At 71.8% G+C, this 16,419-nt stretch carries 15 protein-coding genes; 6 read left to right on the forward strand and 9 right to left on the reverse strand.

What is annotated here, in order from left to right:
• Positions 1-1,612 precede the first annotated feature (1,612 nt).
• Positions 1,613-2,920 carry a D-alanyl-D-alanine carboxypeptidase family protein gene (locus ACFVX6_RS12150; RefSeq protein WP_389690410.1) on the forward strand — a complete coding sequence of 436 codons (1,308 nt, stop codon included), beginning with the start codon at positions 1,613-1,615 and terminating at the stop codon, positions 2,918-2,920.
• On the opposite strand, the gene ACFVX6_RS12155 is transcribed toward ACFVX6_RS12150, so the two are convergent.
• From ACFVX6_RS12155 to ACFVX6_RS12195, 9 genes are all read right to left on the reverse strand, one after another.
• Positions 2,917-4,029 carry a sensor histidine kinase gene (locus tag ACFVX6_RS12155; RefSeq protein WP_389690412.1) on the reverse strand — a complete coding sequence of 371 codons (1,113 nt, stop codon included), beginning with the start codon at positions 4,027-4,029 and terminating at the stop codon, positions 2,917-2,919. The genes ACFVX6_RS12150 and ACFVX6_RS12155 overlap by 4 nt on opposite strands.
• A 10-nt stretch (positions 4,030-4,039) precedes the next feature.
• Positions 4,040-4,735, reverse strand: a complete 696-nt coding sequence (locus tag ACFVX6_RS12160) for a response regulator transcription factor (protein WP_389690414.1) — start codon at positions 4,733-4,735, stop codon at positions 4,040-4,042.
• Between the two features lie 63 nt (positions 4,736-4,798).
• Positions 4,799-5,515 carry a VanZ family protein gene (locus ACFVX6_RS12165; RefSeq protein ID WP_389690416.1) on the reverse strand — a complete coding sequence of 239 codons (717 nt, stop codon included), beginning with the start codon at positions 5,513-5,515 and terminating at the stop codon, positions 4,799-4,801.
• Positions 5,516-5,628: 113 nt separating this feature from the next.
• Positions 5,629-6,360 (reverse strand): methyltransferase domain-containing protein, encoded by a 732-nt coding sequence (locus ACFVX6_RS12170; RefSeq protein WP_389690418.1) that lies wholly within the window; start codon positions 6,358-6,360, stop codon positions 5,629-5,631.
• A 40-nt stretch (positions 6,361-6,400) separates the two neighbouring features.
• Positions 6,401-7,153 (reverse strand): ADP-ribosylglycohydrolase family protein, encoded by a 753-nt coding sequence (locus ACFVX6_RS12175; RefSeq protein WP_389690420.1) that lies wholly within the window; start codon positions 7,151-7,153, stop codon positions 6,401-6,403.
• A 60-nt stretch (positions 7,154-7,213) separates the two neighbouring features.
• Positions 7,214-7,624, reverse strand: coding sequence for an SgcJ/EcaC family oxidoreductase (locus tag ACFVX6_RS12180; RefSeq protein ID WP_389690422.1), 411 nt, complete (start codon positions 7,622-7,624; stop codon positions 7,214-7,216).
• 87 nt (positions 7,625-7,711) lie between these two features.
• Positions 7,712-7,918: a hypothetical protein gene (locus ACFVX6_RS12185; protein WP_389690424.1), complete on the reverse strand. Its 207-nt coding sequence runs from the start codon at positions 7,916-7,918 to the stop codon at positions 7,712-7,714.
• A 76-nt stretch (positions 7,919-7,994) separates the two neighbouring features.
• Positions 7,995-8,738 (reverse strand): DUF2993 domain-containing protein, encoded by a 744-nt coding sequence (locus ACFVX6_RS12190; RefSeq protein WP_389690426.1) that lies wholly within the window; start codon positions 8,736-8,738, stop codon positions 7,995-7,997.
• Complete coding sequence (locus tag ACFVX6_RS12195) at positions 8,735-9,451, reverse strand: TetR/AcrR family transcriptional regulator (RefSeq protein WP_389690428.1); 717 nt, start codon at positions 9,449-9,451, stop codon at positions 8,735-8,737. Before ACFVX6_RS12195 ends, ACFVX6_RS12190 begins: the two co-directional genes overlap by 4 nt.
• 114 nt (positions 9,452-9,565) lie before the next feature.
• Between ACFVX6_RS12195 and ACFVX6_RS12200 the strand changes: the two genes are divergently transcribed.
• The 5 genes from ACFVX6_RS12200 (at position 9,566) to ACFVX6_RS12220 (ending at position 16,344) form a co-directional block, all read left to right on the forward strand.
• Entirely contained in the window at positions 9,566-11,845 is a 2,280-nt protein-coding gene (locus tag ACFVX6_RS12200) for an MMPL family transporter (RefSeq protein WP_389690430.1), read from the forward strand.
• Between the two features lie 7 nt (positions 11,846-11,852).
• A complete protein-coding gene (locus ACFVX6_RS12205) occupies positions 11,853-12,578 on the forward strand; it encodes a ribonuclease H (RefSeq protein ID WP_389690432.1) in 726 nt (241 codons plus the stop codon).
• Between the two features lie 127 nt (positions 12,579-12,705).
• Positions 12,706-13,833: a substrate-binding domain-containing protein gene (locus ACFVX6_RS12210; protein WP_389690434.1), complete on the forward strand. Its 1,128-nt coding sequence runs from the start codon at positions 12,706-12,708 to the stop codon at positions 13,831-13,833.
• Between the two features lie 131 nt (positions 13,834-13,964).
• Positions 13,965-15,272, forward strand: coding sequence for an ABC transporter substrate-binding protein (locus ACFVX6_RS12215; protein ID WP_389690436.1), 1,308 nt, complete (start codon positions 13,965-13,967; stop codon positions 15,270-15,272).
• A 142-nt stretch (positions 15,273-15,414) separates the two neighbouring features.
• Positions 15,415-16,344 carry a carbohydrate ABC transporter permease gene (locus ACFVX6_RS12220; RefSeq protein WP_389690438.1) on the forward strand — a complete coding sequence of 310 codons (930 nt, stop codon included), beginning with the start codon at positions 15,415-15,417 and terminating at the stop codon, positions 16,342-16,344.
• The last annotated feature ends 75 nt before the right edge of the window (positions 16,345-16,419 follow it).

The raw sequence follows: 16,419 nt of genomic DNA on the forward strand, positions 1-16,419 counted from the left end.
GCTGATCCAGAACGGCACGAGCAAGGCGGTGTACGGCATGACGGCGGTACCGGTCGAGGGCGAGACGCCCGGCGCGACGAAGGACGAGCACCCGGGAAGGACGCCCGGACCGCACGCCGCGCAGACACCGACTCCCGCCCAGCGCACCGCACTCGGACCGGGCCCGCAGCCCGAGCCGGGTCCGCAGCTGCGCACGGTGCCGGCGCCGAGGGCCGTCCCCGGGGCGACGACGGCCGCGCCCGATGCTGCGGCTGTGGACGCTTCTGAGTCCGGGTCCGGGTCCGGGTCCGGGTCCGTGTCTGCGTCCGAGCCCGCGGCCCGGTCTGCGTCTGAGCCCGCGTCTGGGCCTGCGTCTGAGCCCGCGTCTGAGCCCGCGTCCGGGTCCGCGTCCGAGCCCGCGTCCGAGGCTGCGGCCGTGCACGGGTCTGGCAGCGATGCTGAGGTTGCGTCCGATCCCGAATCCGCACCTGGGGCAGAGCCTGCGGTCGGGGGCATTGCCGCGCCTGGGGCCGAGCCCGTGCCGTCGGCACGGGCCGTGCCTGCGACGGCGTCCGCTCCCGAATCCCCGTCTGCGGGCACGGCCGAGGACGTTCCCGCACTTTCGGCCGCGTCCGTATCCGCGTCTGGCGGCGGCCGGCCTCTTACTGCGTCCGCTTCCGAGCCCGGGACTGCGTCGGCATCAGGGCCCGGGGCCGTGCCTCCGGCCAAGGTCAAGCCCGCGCACGTGTCCGTGTCCGGGGCCGAGCCTGGGAACGCGTCCGGTCACGAAGCAGCGACTGGGGCGGAGTCTGTGGCCGAGGTCGAGCCCGATCCTGAGGCCAAGGCCGTGCCCGGGTCTTGGGCCGTGTCCGCGTCTGCGGTCGATGTCGAGTCTGAGGCGAAGGCCGTGCCTGGCTCTTTGGCCGTGTCCGCGCTTGCGGTCGGTGCCGAGCCTGTGCCTGCGGCCGAGTCCGCGGGCGCGGCCGGCTCGGGTCCCGTGTCGGGGCCGGATCGGGAGTCCGGATCGGAGCCGCGCGTAGTTCCGGAGGAGGTCGTCCAGGTCTCGCCCGACCTGGACCCGGTGTCGCGGCCGGACGCGGAGTCGGGTTCGGAGTCGGTTCCGTTGCCGGGGTCGGGCGCGGTCCCCTGGCCGGACTCGAGCACGGTGACCGGTCCTGACACCCGTCCCGCTCTCCGTCCTGAGTCGGACTCCGAGAGGACGAGTCAGTTCGTCGCGCTCAAGCCATTGGACGAGGCGCCGTCGCCGTCGCCGTCGGCGCGGGTGCCGGCGTGGGCGCTTGCGCCAGTGCCCGCCCCCGTGCGGCCGGCACCGGCCGTGCCGGCGGCGTACTCCCCGGCTCCGGGAACCGTGCCCGGCCAGACTTCGGGGCCCGTCCCGACTCCGGCAGCCGCCCCGGCCTGGGCGACGGCGGCTCCGGGAACTGCTCCGGCTCCGGGGCCCGTCTCGGCTCCGGGAACTGCCCTGGCTCCCGGAGCGGATCCGGCTCCGGGGGTCGTCCCCGTTCCGGGCGGGGCTCCCGTTTCGGGAGGGGCTCCCGCCTCGGGAAGGGCTCCGGGCGGAGCCCCCGCGCAGGGGGCCGGCCTCGCGCCCGAGGGGACCACCGAGCAGCCCTTGCCCGCGCTGGATCTGCTCGCACAGCTCACCAATACCCCGCCGCCGCCCGAGACCCCCGGTCGGACGGTCGCCCGGCGGGTTCGGATCTGGGTGCCCCTGCTGCTCCTGCTGGTCGCCGTACTGGCCGTCGTACAGGCGTTGCGGCCGCTGCCCGACGCCGTTCTCAGCAGTGAGGGCGCCGCGTCCTCCGTCACCCTCGACGGCCGGTTCGACGTGCCCTGGCCGGAGAAGGGGCAGGCCGCCGTACGGATCGGCGGCGCGGGCGACGTCGGGACCTTCGGTGAGCAGAAGCCCGTGCCGACGGCCAGCGTCGCCAAGGTCATGACGGCCTACGTGATCCTCAAGAACCACCCGCTGAAAAAGGACGAGGACGGCCCGCAGATCGAGGTCGACGCCAAGGCTGTCGCGGACGGCACCTCTTCGAGCGAATCGCGCATCACCGGTCTGACGGTCGGCACCCGTTTCTCGCAGCAGAACATGCTGAAGATGCTGATGATCCCTTCGGGCAACAACATCGCCCGACTGCTGGCCCGTTGGGACACCGGAAGCGACTCCGAGGCCGCGTTCGTGGAGAAGATGAACGCCGAGGCCAAGGCGCTCGGCATGACCTCGACCACGTACACCGACCCGAGCGGGCTCGACGCCAAGACCGTGAGCACCGCCGTCGATCAGCTGAAACTGGCCGAGGAGGTCATGAAGTTCGACGCGTTCCGGGCGATCGTCCAGCTTCCCAACGCCACGATCCCGGGCCTGCGGGACCCGCTCATCAACAACAACGACGACCTGCTCATCGCAGGACTCAGCATCAAGGGCATCAAGACCGGATCCAGCTCCCCGGCCGGCGGCGCGCTGATGTGGGCGGCGTACAAGACGGTGGGCGACAAGACCCCGCTGATCCTCGGCACGATGCTCGACCAGCACGTCACCGGCGCCGACCCCGACGGCGCCAACAGCCTGAAACTGGTCAAGCAGAACAGCAAGAAGGTCATCGAGGCCGTCCGCGCCGCACTGACCTCGGCCGGCGCGGTCAAGAAGGGCCAGGTCGTCGGCTACGTGGACGACGGGCTCGGGACCCGGACCCCGGTGGTGGCCACGCGGGACACGGCCGCCGTGGCCGTGCCGGGTCAGCGGCTCGAGCTGACTCTGGCCGTCGGAGACAAGGGACTCCCCGCGGAGGCGCCCGCCGGCACCGAGATCGGGGTGCTGACCATCGGGACCGGGCCGGGCGCCCCGACGGTCCCCGTGGCACTCCAGACGGACCTGTCCGCACCGTCCCTCGGCACGAAACTCGTACGCCTTCGCTAGACGGCTGCTCCACCGCGTACGGGCGTTGCCCGCCGCGTACGCGGGAGCCGGACCGTGACGAGGAGACCGCCGGTGGGGCGCGGGACGAGGTCGAGGGTCCCGGCGTGGGCGCGGACGATGCTGTGCACGATGGCCAGGCCGAGGCCGACCCCGGCGTGCTCGTCCGTGCGTACGCGCTCGGTCGCGCGGCGGAAGGGTTCGGTGAGCGTCGGGACCAGTTCCGGTGGGAGCCGGGGGCCCGTGTTCTCGACCCGCAGCATGCTCGCGTCGCCGTGCTCCTCGGTGTGGACCGTCACGGTCCCGCCGGTGGGGAGGTTGTGGACGATGGCGTTCTGGACGAGGTTCGTCACCATCCGCAGCAGGAGCTCCGCGGAGCCGTCGGTCCGGGCCGGCCCACCGGTGACGTCGAGGGTGATCCGGCGCTGCTCGGCGAGGGGGAGCAGGGTTTCGGCGGCTTCCTCGGCGAGGAGCGAGAGGTCGACGCTCTCGCGGGCGAAGTCCGCGCGGTCGCCGTGGCTGAGGAGCAGGAGGGCCTCGGTGAGGTCGATCGCCCGCGTATTGACGGCGTGCAGGCGTTCGATGAGTTCGCCCCGGTCCTGCGTCGGGTCCTTGCGGGCGACCTCGAGGAGCGTCCGGGAGATGGCGAGCGGGGTGCGCAGCTCGTGGGAGGCGTTCGCGGCGAACCTCTGCTGCTCGGCCACGTGGGACTCCAGTTGTTCGAGCATCGAGTCGAACGCGTCGGAGAGTTCGCGGAACTCGTCCTGTCGGCCCTTCATGTGGATCCGGTGGGACAGCGACCGGTTCCCGGCCGTCCGCGCCGCATCCGTGATCCGGGTGAGCGGTGCGAGCATCCGACCGGCGAGGATCCACCCTCCCACGAGGCCGATCACCAGCAGGAGCGCGAGTACGGCAGCCGCCCTCGGAGCGAAAACGCGCAGGAGGTTGGACCGGATGGGAAAGACACCGGGGGTGGGCGTGTCCGCGGAGACGACGAGGGCCCGATCGGGGACGTACCGCAGGAGGAACAGCCACACCGCCGCGAGCAGCAGGACGCCGGCGACCATGAGGAACCCGGCGTAGCTGAGGGCGAGTTTGGAGCGAACGCTCAACCCGGGCGCTCTATCCACGGTCGGCTCCCTCGTGCACGGTCTCCGGTTGGGTGTCGATGCGGTAGCCGACGCCGGGCACCGTGGCGATGATCCACGGTTCGCCGAGCCGCTTGCGCAGGGCCGAGACGGTGATGCGCACGGCGTTGGTGAGGGGGTCCGCGTTCTCGTCCCAGGCCCGTTCCAACAGTTCTTCGGCGCTCACGACCCCGCCCTCGGCGGCGACGAGGACCTCCAGCACGGCGAACTGCTTGCGGGTGAGCGCGACGTAGCGCCCGTTGCGGAAGACCTCCCGCCGGAAGGGGTCGAGCCGCAGGCCCGCGAGCTCGCGGACCGGGGGCCGGGCGTACGCGCGCCTGCGGTCGAGCGCCCGCAGCCGCAGGACGAGCTCGCGCAGTTCGAACGGCTTGGTGAGGTAGTCGTCGGCGCCGAGCCCGAACCCGGACGCCTTGTCGTCGATCCGGTCGGCAGCGGTGAGCATGAGGATCGGGATGCCGCTGCCGGAGGCGACGATGTGGCGGGCGACCTCGTCGCCGGAGGGGCCGGGGATGTCGCGGTCGAGGATCGCGAGGTCGTAGGAGTTGACGCCGAGCAGTTCCAGGGCGGAGTCGCCGTCGCCGGCGATGTCGGCGGCGATGGCCTCCAGCCGCAGACCGTCACGGACGGCCTCGGCCAGGTAGGGCTCGTCCTCGACGATCAGTACGCGCATGTCCGAAGCCTAAACACCAGGACATATCGCCGTCGTATGCAAGGCGCGCATCGGGTACGCGGCTCAGCCCGTCGGCGCGGGTGCCCGCGAGGGGCGCGGCAGGTCCGACGGCTCCGGTGTCGTGGTGCGCCACCAGCGGCGCGACGCGAGCGCGGCCAGGGCGGCGCCGGTGGCGTTGACCAGGACGTCGTCCACGGAGGAGACGCGGTCCAGCTGCAGGACGTACTGCGCCGTTTCGACCAGGACCGAGCAGCCCGCCCCGAGGGCCAGGACCCGCGGTACGGAGGCCAGCGCCGCCCACCGCATCGGGGCGAAGAACCCCAGTGAGGCGAAGACCAGCAGGTTCCCGCCGATCCCGAGCGGCCCCATGGTGAGCAGGTCCCGTACGGGTACGAGGCTGAACCGCCCGGGGACGATCCCGGCCCCGGAGCCCGGCATCATGGTCATCCACACGAACGGCAGCGTCCCGTGCACCATGCCCACCTCGGCCAGCGACATCCGCCACGCCGATGATGCGCCGACGCCGGCGGCACGCCGACGGCGGGCCAGGGCCCACACCACCAACAGGGACAAGGGCACGGCGACGAGGGTCATGAGCACCACGCCGTTGAACGTGTCGAGGCACCCGTGCCACTGCCCGGCCATGCACCTCGGAGCGGACATCATGAGCGGCATGCGCACGACGTACAGGACGCTCGCCAGGGCGAGGGCCGCCAGGCCGAGGAGTACGACCCTGCGCGTGCGGCGGGGCGGTGGCGACCGGGGGGCGTTGTGGTTCATGTTCCCAGGGAACACGGTGGGCCGTTGCGAGGGAGTATGCGATTTTCGATACGCCCGCGATATACGGCATGGATGACGTGGATGTCGCGGACGCAGTGGATGCGATCCCGGCATCAAGGACCCGCAGCCGGTAGCGGTACCTCGACGACGAAGAACAGGAAGCACGCTTTGCTCGAAAGGTCACGGAATCCGTCGGGGAACAGCTCACGGGCCGCCGGGTCGGGTTGCGGTTCGCTGATCACGGAAAGCCGGAAGCCGGCGGTGGTGAAGGCCTCGGCCATCGCGTGCAGTGGCTTGCGCCAGAACTGCATCGGGACGGACTTTCCGTCGAACGTCCAGTCGAAGCCGTAGCTGCTGGTGGCGAAGTAGTCGGGCCGCGGATCCTGGAACGTGTAGGCCACGAAGGGGTGGTCCACCGAAGCGATCAGCCGGCCGCCGGGACTGAGGACGCGCCGCAACTCGGCCAGCGTCGGCCCCCAGTCCTCCAGGTAGTGCAGCACCAGCGAGGCGACCACATCGTCGAAGGCGCCATCGGCGAACGGCAGGGGGTCGCGCAGGTCGGCCTCGTGCAGGGCCGCGTCCTCACCCAGCCGCCGCCTGGCCAGCGCCAGCATCCCGGCGCTGGAGTCGACGCCCGTGACGACCGCACCCCGGTCGCGCAGGGCAGCGGTGAGCGGGCCCGAGCCGCACCCCGCGTCCAGGATCCGACGGTCGGCCACGTCTCCGGCGAGGGCCAGCATCGCGGGCCGCTCGTAGTAGGCGTTGACGAGGCTGTTCTCGTTCTCCGCCGCGTAAGCCTCGGCGAAGCCGTCGTAATGATTCACCCGATCCCGATCATGTTCCATCGCCGCAGCCTAGTAGTCACATGATCTGCCGGGACAGGGCTCAGGGAGCCGTCTGTTCGGGCGTCCACCCGCTCCACGCGGGTACGGCTTCGCGCGCCGCGAGCCAGTCGGCCGGAATGCCGCCGGTGCCGGTGCGCGCCGCGACGACCCCGCCTGCGATCGCGCACGTCGTGTCGCGGTCGCCCCAGCCGCCGACGGTCTGCCACAAGGCCTCCGGCAGGTCGTCCAAGTGCCCCGCGGCGGACCACAGGGCGAACGGCACGGTGTCGGGGGCCGAGATCCGCCACCCCGATCCCAGTACGGACGCGGCACGGCCCACCGGGGTACCCGCGGGGAAGTCCGCGGCCGCCCGCAGTCCGGAGCCGACCTGGCTGCCCGGTACGTACCCGGCGACCTCCCGGAGGAACTCGGCGCGGCCCGGGGCGTCGCGGCCCGCGCTCGCCGCCGCCAGCGCGGCGGCCACCGCCACGGCGACGGCGCCCGCGACCGCCTCAGGGTGGGCGTGCGTGGCCGGCGCGGACAGCCGGGCCTGCCCGGCGGCCTCCTTCGGGTCGCCCCGGAACCAGGCACCGAGCGGCGCGACCCGCATCGCGGCGCCGTTGCCGTAGGAACCCTGCCCGCCGAACTGCTCGGCGGTGACACCCCGCCAGCCTTCGCCCGCGCCGATCCGCCCCAGCACCTCGTGCGGGGAAGCCCCGTACTTCCGCCCCGAATCCCGCGCGTAGTCGGCGGCGAACTCCCGCGCCAGAGCGCCGGGCCCCGCCGGCCGCCGGGGGCGGACTGGTCGAGCCATCCTCTCCGTCCGCCGATGCCGCGCGCGAGCCGATTGGGGCTCGTCCCCTTGGGGCCCGCCTCAGGGCGCGTCCGCGATCACCCCCGTGTTCTGGCAGGCGGTCAGCAGCCATTGGCCGTCTGGCTGCTTCGCGAGCACGTACAGAGGAGCGCCCTCGCTCTCCTCGCCCGGGGACAGGTAGCGCTGGCGGACCTTGACGGCCGCTACGTCGGGGCGGATGAAGAGCACGTGGACCACCTCGTAGGTGACCTGGCCGTCCCAGTTCGCCGCGGGTAGGACCTTGCGCGTGAACTCCGAGATCGCGTCGAGACCGACGAGGACCTTGCCGTGGGCCGTCGTCCAGATCGCGTCCGGGTGGAAGAGGCCGAGGAACTCCTCGGGGTCCTTGGTCCGCTGGGAGTGCTCGACGATGGCGACGAGCCGGCCGATCGCTTCGATGTCCGCCGCGCGGGACGGTGATTCCGTGGTCATGAGGACCACGGTCACACCTCAAGCGGACTTGAGGTCAAGCCCGTTGCGGTACGAAGTGCTGCCAGGGTGCCCCGGTGGCGGGACCGCCTACTGGGCGGTGATCGGAGACACCGCTACGCAGCCGCCGGCCATGGCGGCCTCGCCCGTGGCCTCCTTGATGACCTTCCCCTTGTAGATGACCTTGCAGGTGAGGTCGGCGGTGTTCTCGACCGAGCTGGGGGAGACCGCCGGAGGCATGATGCCGCGCAGGGTGACCGTCTTCGTCCACGCAGCGCCCGGCTGCTCGGCGATCACGAGGTTCGGCGCGGTGGCCGTGCCCCCTCCGTCGTGGAAGGAGACGGAGTAGTCGAGGTGTGCGGGCGGTGGCGGGCTACGCCGACATGCAGTGGTTCCCGTCGGTGTCCGCCGAGGCGGACTTCGCGAGGGAGGCGTCCAGGGTGAGGCCGGCGCCGGTGGTCCGGGCTCCGGTGAGGCTGACCCCTTCGGGCAGGTCGCCGACGTCCACGGTCCGGGGTGCGAGCCGCTCGACCAGGCCGGCCGCGCCGGGCAGCCCGCTCACGGTGGCTATCGGCAGTTCGCGGCCCAGCACGGTGACCGTCGTCGGGGTGATCGTGACGCCGGTCGCCGTGGCGGTGGTGCTCGCGTGCACGGTGACCGGGATGCCGAGGCCGCCCACGGTCCCGGTGAGGGTGAGTCCCTTCGTATCGCCGCCCACGGTCAGCCCCTCCGCACCCGCGGCGGCGCCCTCCCCCGAGTCGGCCAGGCGCTTCTGCAGGGCTTCGTAGGGGATGGTGGCCGTCGCCCGGCCGCCGCTCATGCTGCCGTCGCGCGTGACGTCGTAGAGGTCGGCCTTGATGTCCATCTCGGTGTCGGCGCGGCGTACGTCCTCGGCCGCCAGGTGTACGGAACCCACTCGGCCGGTCAGCGCGCGGAGTCCGGCGAAGGTGCCGGAGAGTTCCGCGGTGACGGGCCCGCGGGCCTGGAGGCGGCAGCCCGCCGCCCGCGCGATGCGTTCCTGGGCGGTGTGTTCGACCACGACGTCGGCCACGAAGACGCCGGCCAGGGCGGCGGTGATGCCGGCGGTGACGAGTACGGGGGTGCGTCGGAGCTTCATTGCGCTGTGGATCCGATCTGCTTGAGCATGGCGAAGGCCTCCAGAAGGAGCGAGGAGGGCGGGGTGGCGGTGAGGGTGCCGTTCGCGCGGCGCCGGCGCTGGGTGCGCAGGACGGCGCGGACGGCGGACAGGGCGGCGCCCGCGATCACCCCGGCGCGCAGGTCGGCCTCGGGGGTGTCGGCGGGGAGCCTGTTCAGGACGATGAGCGTGAGCCGGTTCTCGAAATCGGCGAAGAGCTGGACGAGTTGGGCGGCCACCACGCGCTCGTCACCCGCGATGGCCACGGAGTGGGTCAGGGCGGTGAGGCTGGAGGCCGCGAACGGGGCCACCGCAGAAATCAGGGCATTGCAGACGGCGTCGAGCGGATCCTCTTGCGGCGGGCGCCGGGCCAGTTCGGCCTCGACGTACGCGAACAGGTCGACGCTGTCGGGCAGGAGCAGGGCTTCCTTGCTCTCGAAGTAGCGGAAGAAGGTCCGCTCGGAGACGTTCGCGCAGGCGGCGATGTCCGCGACCGTGGTGCCCGCGAAACCGTGCTCCGCGAACAGCGCGGCGGCGCCCTCGCGCAGCAGTGTGCGGGTCCGCTCCTTCTTCCGCTCGCGCAGTCCGGACTCCGACTCCGCCTCCGGGGCCTTCGCGGACTCCGGCTCGGATTCGGGCACGGGCACGGGCGCGGTGGCGGGCAGGGGCGCGGGCGCGGGCGGATCTTGGTTCACCGTCGAAGCCTAGCAATGCCGTCACCCCTGTCAATTGTCAGGACTGACAATTGTCACCCCTGACATTTTCTGCCAAGGTGCCTCGTGTCAGTCCTGACACTTCTTGGAGGCGCCGTGCATCCCCCTCTCGGTCGAACGAGTCGCCTCGGCCGCCTCGGCGGCTTCTGCGCCCGCCACCCCGTCCGGGTGATCGCGGTCTGGCTCCTGCTGCTGGTCGGCGCGATGGCCGGCAGCAGGCTCGCCGCCCCGGTCTACAGCGACCAGATCAACCTCCCCAGCACGCAGTCCCGTACCGGCGCCGATCTGCTGGCCGCATCCGCCCCCGGGATCGGCGACCCCAACGGACGCGTGGTCTTCCACGTCGACGCCGGCTCCTTGGCCGGGCACCGCCAGGCCGTCGACGAGAGCGCGGCCCTCCTCGCGCGGATGCCCCACGTCACCGCCGCGACCCCGGTCGTCACCAGCGCGGACGGTCGTACCGCCCACACCACGGTGTCCTTCGACCGGCAGGTCAAGACCCTCGGGCACGCGTACACCGGAACCCTCGACACGGCCACCGCCGCGGCCCGCGCCTCGGGCGTGGACGTCGCGTACGGCGGGGACCTGAACCAGGTCGTCCGGCCGCCGGCCGACGACCGGGCCCGCGAGGCGGCGGGCGTCCTCGTGGCCCTGCTGATCCTCCTGCTCGCCTTCGGCAGCGTCGCCGCCGCCCTGCTGCCCCTGCTCACCGCGGTGATCAGCGTCGGCGTGGGCCTCGGCGTCGTCGGCATCGTGGCGGGCGTCGTCAGCTTCGCGACCGCCTCCCCCACCCTGGCCACCATGATCGGCCTCGGCGTGGGGATCGACTACGCCCTGTTCCTCACCACCCGCTTCCGGCAGGACCTCCTCGACGGGCACGATCCGGTCGACGCGGCAGGCCGTACCGCCGCCACCAGCGGGCGCGCCGTCGTCGTGGCCGCCGTCACCGTCGCGGTGGCCATGCTGAGCCTGTACACCTGCGGACTGACCTTCATCGGCCGGATGGGGCTGGCCGCCACCATCGTCGTGGGCGTCACCGGGGCGGCCGCCCTGACCCTCGTCCCGGCCGCCCTGGGCCTGGTGGGGCGCCGGATCGACCGGTTCGCGCTGCGCCGCCCGGTCGCCGAGACCTCCGGCGACCACGACGGCTGGCACCGCTACGCCGCCCTGGTGGCACGGAATCCGTGGAAGTTCCTCACCGCGGGCACCTTGCTGCTCGCGCTGTGCGCCGTACCGCTGTTCTCGCTGCGCCTCGGCCACGTCGACGACGGCGCGGACCGGGCGGGCAGCACCACGCGCACGGCCTACGACTGGATCGCCGAGGGCGAGGGACCCGGCTTCGGCCCCGGGGCCAACGGCCCCTTCGTCCTGGTGGTCGACCTCCACGAGGCCGCCGTCCCGGCCGACCGGATCGGCGCCGAACTTGGCGCGGCGCTGCGGGACACGGCCGGGATGGCCGGGTTCACCCCGCTCGCGCCGAGCCCCGACGGCCGCCTGCTCGTCTCCACCGTCACCCCGGCCTCCGGACCGCAGAGCGCCGGCACGGGGAGATTGTTCACGACGCTGACCGGCACCACCCTGCCCTCCGCGCTGACCGGCACCGGCGCCGAGGGCTACCTCACCGGATCCACCGCCGGCCAGCTGGACTTCCGCGACACCGTCAAGGACCGGCTGCCGCTCATCATCGGCATCGTGCTGGCCGCCGCGCTCGTCCTGCTGACCTTCGTGTTCCGCAGCGTGGTGGTCCCGCTCAAGGCGGTCGCCCTGAACCTGTTCACCACCGCCGCGTCCTACGGGGTCCTCGTCGCGGTGTTCCAGTGGGGCTGGGGGAGCGGGCTGATCGGGGTGTCGGAGCCCGTCCCCATCGAGTCGTTCGTACCGATGATGATGTTCGCGATCGTCTTCGGCCTGTCGATGGACTACGAGATCTTCCTACTCTCCGCCATCGCCGGGTCCTGGCGCCGCACCGGGGACAACACCCTCGCCGTCGGTACGGGGCTGGCGGCCACCGGCCGGGTCATCTCCAGTGCGGCGCTCATCATGACCGCGGTCTTCCTGTCCTTCGCGGCTTCGCCCACGGTCGTGGTCAAGATGCTCGCGGTGGGCCTGGCGGTGAGCGTGATCCTCGACGCGACCGTGGTGCGGCTGGTGCTGGTCCCGTCGGCGATGTTCCTGATGGGCCGGGCCAACTGGTGGCTGCCGCCCTTCCTGGACCGGCTCCTGCCGCGGCAGCACGACGAGGAACTGCCGGAGGCGTCGCCGGAGCCGGGCGCGGCCGCAGCCGGCTCCGGGCCCCCGGCCGGCTCCGGGCCCCCGGCCGGCTCCGGGCCCCCGGCCGCAGCCGTGGGCACGGGCGGCTGTCGCGGTGAGGCATGATCGGGGGATGTCTGATCGCATCATCGCCGCCTGCGACGGGGCGGCCAAGGGAAATCCCGGGCCCGCCGCCTGGGCCTGGGTCATCGCCGACGTCCACGGACACCCCGAGCGCTGGGAGGCCGGGCCGCTGGGCCGGGCCACCAACAACGTGGGTGAACTCACCGCTCTGCAGCGCCTGCTGGAGGCCGTGGCCCCCGGCACGGCCGTGCAGGTGCGGATGGACTCCCAGTACGCCATGAAGGCCGTGACCCAGTGGCTCCCGGCCTGGAAGCGCAACGGCTGGAAGACGGCCGCGGGCAAGCCGGTGGCCAACCGGGAGCTCGTCGAGAGCATCGACGCCCTGCTGACCGACCGGGACGTGGAGTTCCGCTACGTTCCCGCGCACCGCGAGGACGGTGACCACCTGAACGCGATCGCCGACCAGGCGGCCAGCGACGCGGCCGTGAGTCAGGAGCCGGCCGGTACCGCGCTGGGCCACGCGTCCATGCCCGTCCCGGCGCCCGCTCGCAGCACCCCGGCCCGCAGCACCTCCACCCGCCGTCCCGCCGGAGCCGCGTCGACCAAGAGCGCGACGGCCGCCAAGACCGCGACCGCCGGCCGGGCCGGGGTGACCATCAAGGCCAAGTTCCCCGGCACCTGCCCCTGCGGGAAGCAGTACGCGGCGGGGGAGAAGATCAGCAAGCTCGGTTCGCGCTGGGGCCACCCCGACTGCGGTGGAGCCGACGCCGGATAGCTCTGGCCGACGGATGGCTTTCGGCCACGCTCGCTATGCAATGCTTTCGTTCGAAAGAAAACGTAAGTTTTGGCTTTCGCGCGCTACGCTGACCTCGATCAGGGATGCAGTCGAGGGGAGCTCCACCGTGCACGCAGAGGAACGACAGCAGGCGATCCTGCGACGGGTCCGCGAAGCGGGGTCCATGCGCGTCACGGACTTCGCGGCGGAGCTCGGCGTGTCCGTGGTGACCGTCCGCAAGGATGTCGAAGTCCTCGCGGAGCGAGGCCTGTTGGCCCGGGTGCACGGCGGGGCGATGCTGCCCGAGGACTGGGCGGAGACCGCTCCCGTGACCGCCGCCCCGGCGGTGGCCCGCGCGGCCTCGGCCGCGCCCGCTGCAGGAGTCGGGTCCGGGGCGGGCCCCGGATCCGGCCGGCCGCTGGTCCTCGGGCTGATCGTGCCGTCCTCCGCCTACTACTACCCCGAAGTGATCAAGGGCGCCCGGGAAGCGGCGGACGCCCTCGGGGTACGGCTGACCCTCGCCGTGTCCACGTACGACGTGGACACCGAGAAGGCGCAGGCCGCGCGGATGGTCGCGGACGGTGTCGACGGGCTGTTGCTCGCGCCCTCCGCCGGCGACGGCAAGCCGGGCGGCCAGTGGTACGAGGAGCTCGGCGTGCCCGTCGTGCTGATCGAGCGCCGCCCTGAACAGCAGGCCTCCGCCGCCGAGCACGTCGGCACGGACCACGGGTTCGGAGCCAGGCTGGCGGTGCGCCACCTCCTGGACACGGGGCGCCGCAAGATCGCCCTCGTGATGCGCGGCGGGACCCCCACCGCGCCCTGGATCAAGAAGGGCTACGACGCGGCGATGGAGGAGGCCGGCCCCGACACGGCCGAGCACGCGTTCTTCCTCGACCTCGAGCAGTTCGGTGCGGGTGACGCCGCCTACGAACAGGTCATGAACTCCTTCGTGGAAGCGGTGCGGGAGGGCCGCGTCGACGCCGCCCTGGTCCATCCCGACCACGAGGCCATGGTGCTGATGCAGCGGCTGCGCGGTGCCTCGCTGTCCGTGCCGGGTGATGTCGCGCTGGTCTCGTACGACGACGAGGTGGCCTCCCTGGCGGACCTGCCGCTGAGCGCGGTGGCACCATCGAAGCACGAAGTCGGGGTAACCGGCGTGGAGTTGCTCGTACGAAGGCTGCGCGAGCCGGGCCGGCCGAGGCGGCGGATCGCCATCCTTCCGGAGCTGAGGGTGCGCGCGTCCAGCGAGGTCTAGGGACCCAGAGGCCTAACGGTGACTTCGTTTTTCTTTCTCAAGCTTTCCTTTTCTATTGACTCCCTTCTGCTCTGGCCGAATGATGTGCATCACCTCGCCGCATCGACGGCTCGCATCTGAGGAGCAGAGCAGTGAAGCTCACTTCCCGTACCTCCCGCGCCGCCCTCGCCACTCTCTCGCTGGCCTTGTTCGCCACTGCCTGCGGTGGGAGCGAGGGCGCCGCGCCGAAGGCCGACGCCCCCAAAGAGCCGGTCAACCTGACCTATTGGGGCTGGACCGGCGGTGCCCAGCAGGTGGTGGACGCCTTCAACGCGTCCCACCCGAACATCAAGGTCACCTTCTCGGCCATCACCGGCGGACCGGACGGGTACGCCAAGATCAGCAACGCGATCAAGGCCGGGAACGCTCCCGACGTCGCGGGCATCGAGTACCCGACCCTCCCCGAGTTCGTGAGCCAGGGATTCCTGGAGGACATCACCGCCCCGGCCGGCGCCGCCGTGAAGGCGAAGTTCCCCCAGGGCGTCCAGGACCGGGTGATCCTCGGCGGCAAGACCTGGGCCGTGCCGTACGACGCCACGCCCAACCTCCTCTACTACCGCAAGGACCTCTTCAAGAACGCGGGCGCCGAAGTCCCCAAGACCTGGGACGAGTACAAGGCGGCCGCCGAGAAGATCAAGGCCTCCGACAAGAACGTGCGCATAGGCGGCTGGGGCAACGACGACGCGCCCCTGCTGGCGGCGCTCTCCTGGCAGGCCGGCGCCAAGTGGTACGGCACCGAGGGTGACGGCTGGAAGGTCAACATCAACGACGCCTCCTCGCAGAAGGTGGCCTCGTACTGGCAGGGCCTGGTCAAGGACGATCTGGTGATGAACCTGAAGATCAACGGCCCGGAGTTCGCGAAGGCCAAGGCCGACGGGGTCATGGCCAGCTTCATCGGAGCCTCCTGGAGCGCGGGCGGCACGATGACGGCCCTGGCCAAGGACTCCGGCAAGTGGGGCGTCGCCCCGCTGCCGCACTGGGGCACCCCGGCGACCGGCATGTTCGGCGGCACCAGCTACGCCGTCACCAAGGGCAGCAAGCACGTCAAGGAAGCCGCCGAGTTCGCCACCTGGGCGGCCACCAGTCCCGAAGGCGTCAAGGCCCGCCTCAGCAGCCTGAAGGCGCCGAGCAGCAGCCTGCCCGCCAGCCCCGAGCTGCGTCCGATCGCCGCCGCGGCCTTCGACGACAAGGGCTTCTTCGGCGGCGACAAGGTCTACGAGATCTCCGGCGCGCAGGTCGACACCATCGTCCCGGGCTGGGTCTGGGGCCCGGTGCAGACCGCCACCAACACCGCCATCCAGGACGCCGGGAACAAGGGCACCCTGACCGACGGACTCGCGGCCGGCCAGAAGGCCGCCGAGGAGGCCATCAAGGGCCGGGGACTCAACCTCGTGAAGTAGGCGCCGGTGCGGGGCCCCGAGCCTCCTCGGTACACGGGCCCCGCCCCCGTCCTGTCCCTTCTCTCCTTTTCTCTCCCCTTCTCTTCTCTTCTCGAAGGTTCTTCCCGTCCGTTCCTCCGCAGCGCACCACCAAGGAGACCCGGTGGCAGCACCACTCACTCGTTCAGCGCGCGGCGCCGCGCCCGCGCGTAGGCCAGGCCAGGGCAGGGCGGTGCTCGTCTTCCTCGGCCCGTTCTTCCTGCTCTTCACCGCGGTCCTGATCCTGCCCGTCGCGTACGCGCTCTGGATGAGCTTCTTCACCGAGCGCTCCTCCGGTCTCGGATTCGGCGGCACCGAACGGGTCTTCAGCGGGTTCGGGAACTACACCAAGGCGCTCGGCGACCAGGGATTCACCTCCTCCTTCCTGCACGTGGCCGCGTACTGCGCCGTGTACATCCCCGTGATGATCGGCGCGGCACTCGCCCTGGCCCTGCTCGTCGACTCGGCCGCGGCCAAGGCCAAGCGCCTCGTGCAGTTCGCCGTCTTCATGCCGCACGCGGTGCCCGGACTGATCGCGGCGATCATCTGGATCTACCTCTACACCCCCGGCCTGAGCCCGGTCCTGGAGTGGATCGAATCGGCGGGCGGCCACTGGGACTTCTTCGCCCCGGGCAGTGTCCTTCCCTCGCTGGTGAACGTCGCGGCCTGGCAGTGGACCGGCTACAACATGATCATCTTCTTCGCCGCCCTGCAGGCAGTGCCCCGCGAGGTCATCGAAGCGGGCGTCATGGACGGCGCCGGCGAACTGCGCATCGCCCTGCAGATCAAGCTGCCGATGATCCGCTCCGCCGTGTTCCTCACCCTCCTGTTCACGTGTGTCGGCGTCGTCCAGATCTTCAGCGAGCCCATGCTCCTCTCGGCGCGGGCCGGATCGATGGGATCCGACTGGTCTCCGATGATGTTCATCTACAAGGCGGCCTTCGAGCGGCACGACTACGGCCTCGCCTCGTCTGCCTCGCTCCTCATGGCGCTCGTCGCCGGCACCCTCTCCTACGTCGTCACCCGGATCGGAAAGCGAGGTGGCTCGGCATGAGCATCCGTACGGTCGCCTCGGCCCCGTCCGAGGCCACACCCGGCAGCGAGTCGGGGGGGGGGGGCGCGGGCCCCG

It is taken from the genome of Streptomyces sp. NPDC058289 (assembly GCF_042880975.1).
In the GTDB taxonomy this organism is placed as follows: domain Bacteria; phylum Actinomycetota; class Actinomycetes; order Streptomycetales; family Streptomycetaceae; genus Streptomyces; species Streptomyces stoeckheimensis.

Coding starts and splice junctions, on each gene's coding strand:
- ACFVX6_RS12180 (WP_389690422.1), bottom strand. CDS start 7,624: ATGACCACGGAATCACCGTCCCGCGCGGCGGACATCGAAGCGATCGGC.
- ACFVX6_RS12170 (WP_389690418.1), bottom strand. CDS start 6,360: ATGGAACATGATCGGGATCGGGTGAATCATTACGACGGCTTCGCCGAG.
- ACFVX6_RS12190 (WP_389690426.1), bottom strand. CDS start 8,738: ATGAAGCTCCGACGCACCCCCGTACTCGTCACCGCCGGCATCACCGCC.
- ACFVX6_RS12175 (WP_389690420.1), bottom strand. CDS start 7,153: ATGGCTCGACCAGTCCGCCCCCGGCGGCCGGCGGGGCCCGGCGCTCTG.
- ACFVX6_RS12205 (WP_389690432.1), top strand. CDS start 11,853: ATGTCTGATCGCATCATCGCCGCCTGCGACGGGGCGGCCAAGGGAAAT.
- ACFVX6_RS12160 (WP_389690414.1), bottom strand. CDS start 4,735: ATGCGCGTACTGATCGTCGAGGACGAGCCCTACCTGGCCGAGGCCGTC.
- ACFVX6_RS12165 (WP_389690416.1), bottom strand. CDS start 5,515: ATGAACCACAACGCCCCCCGGTCGCCACCGCCCCGCCGCACGCGCAGG.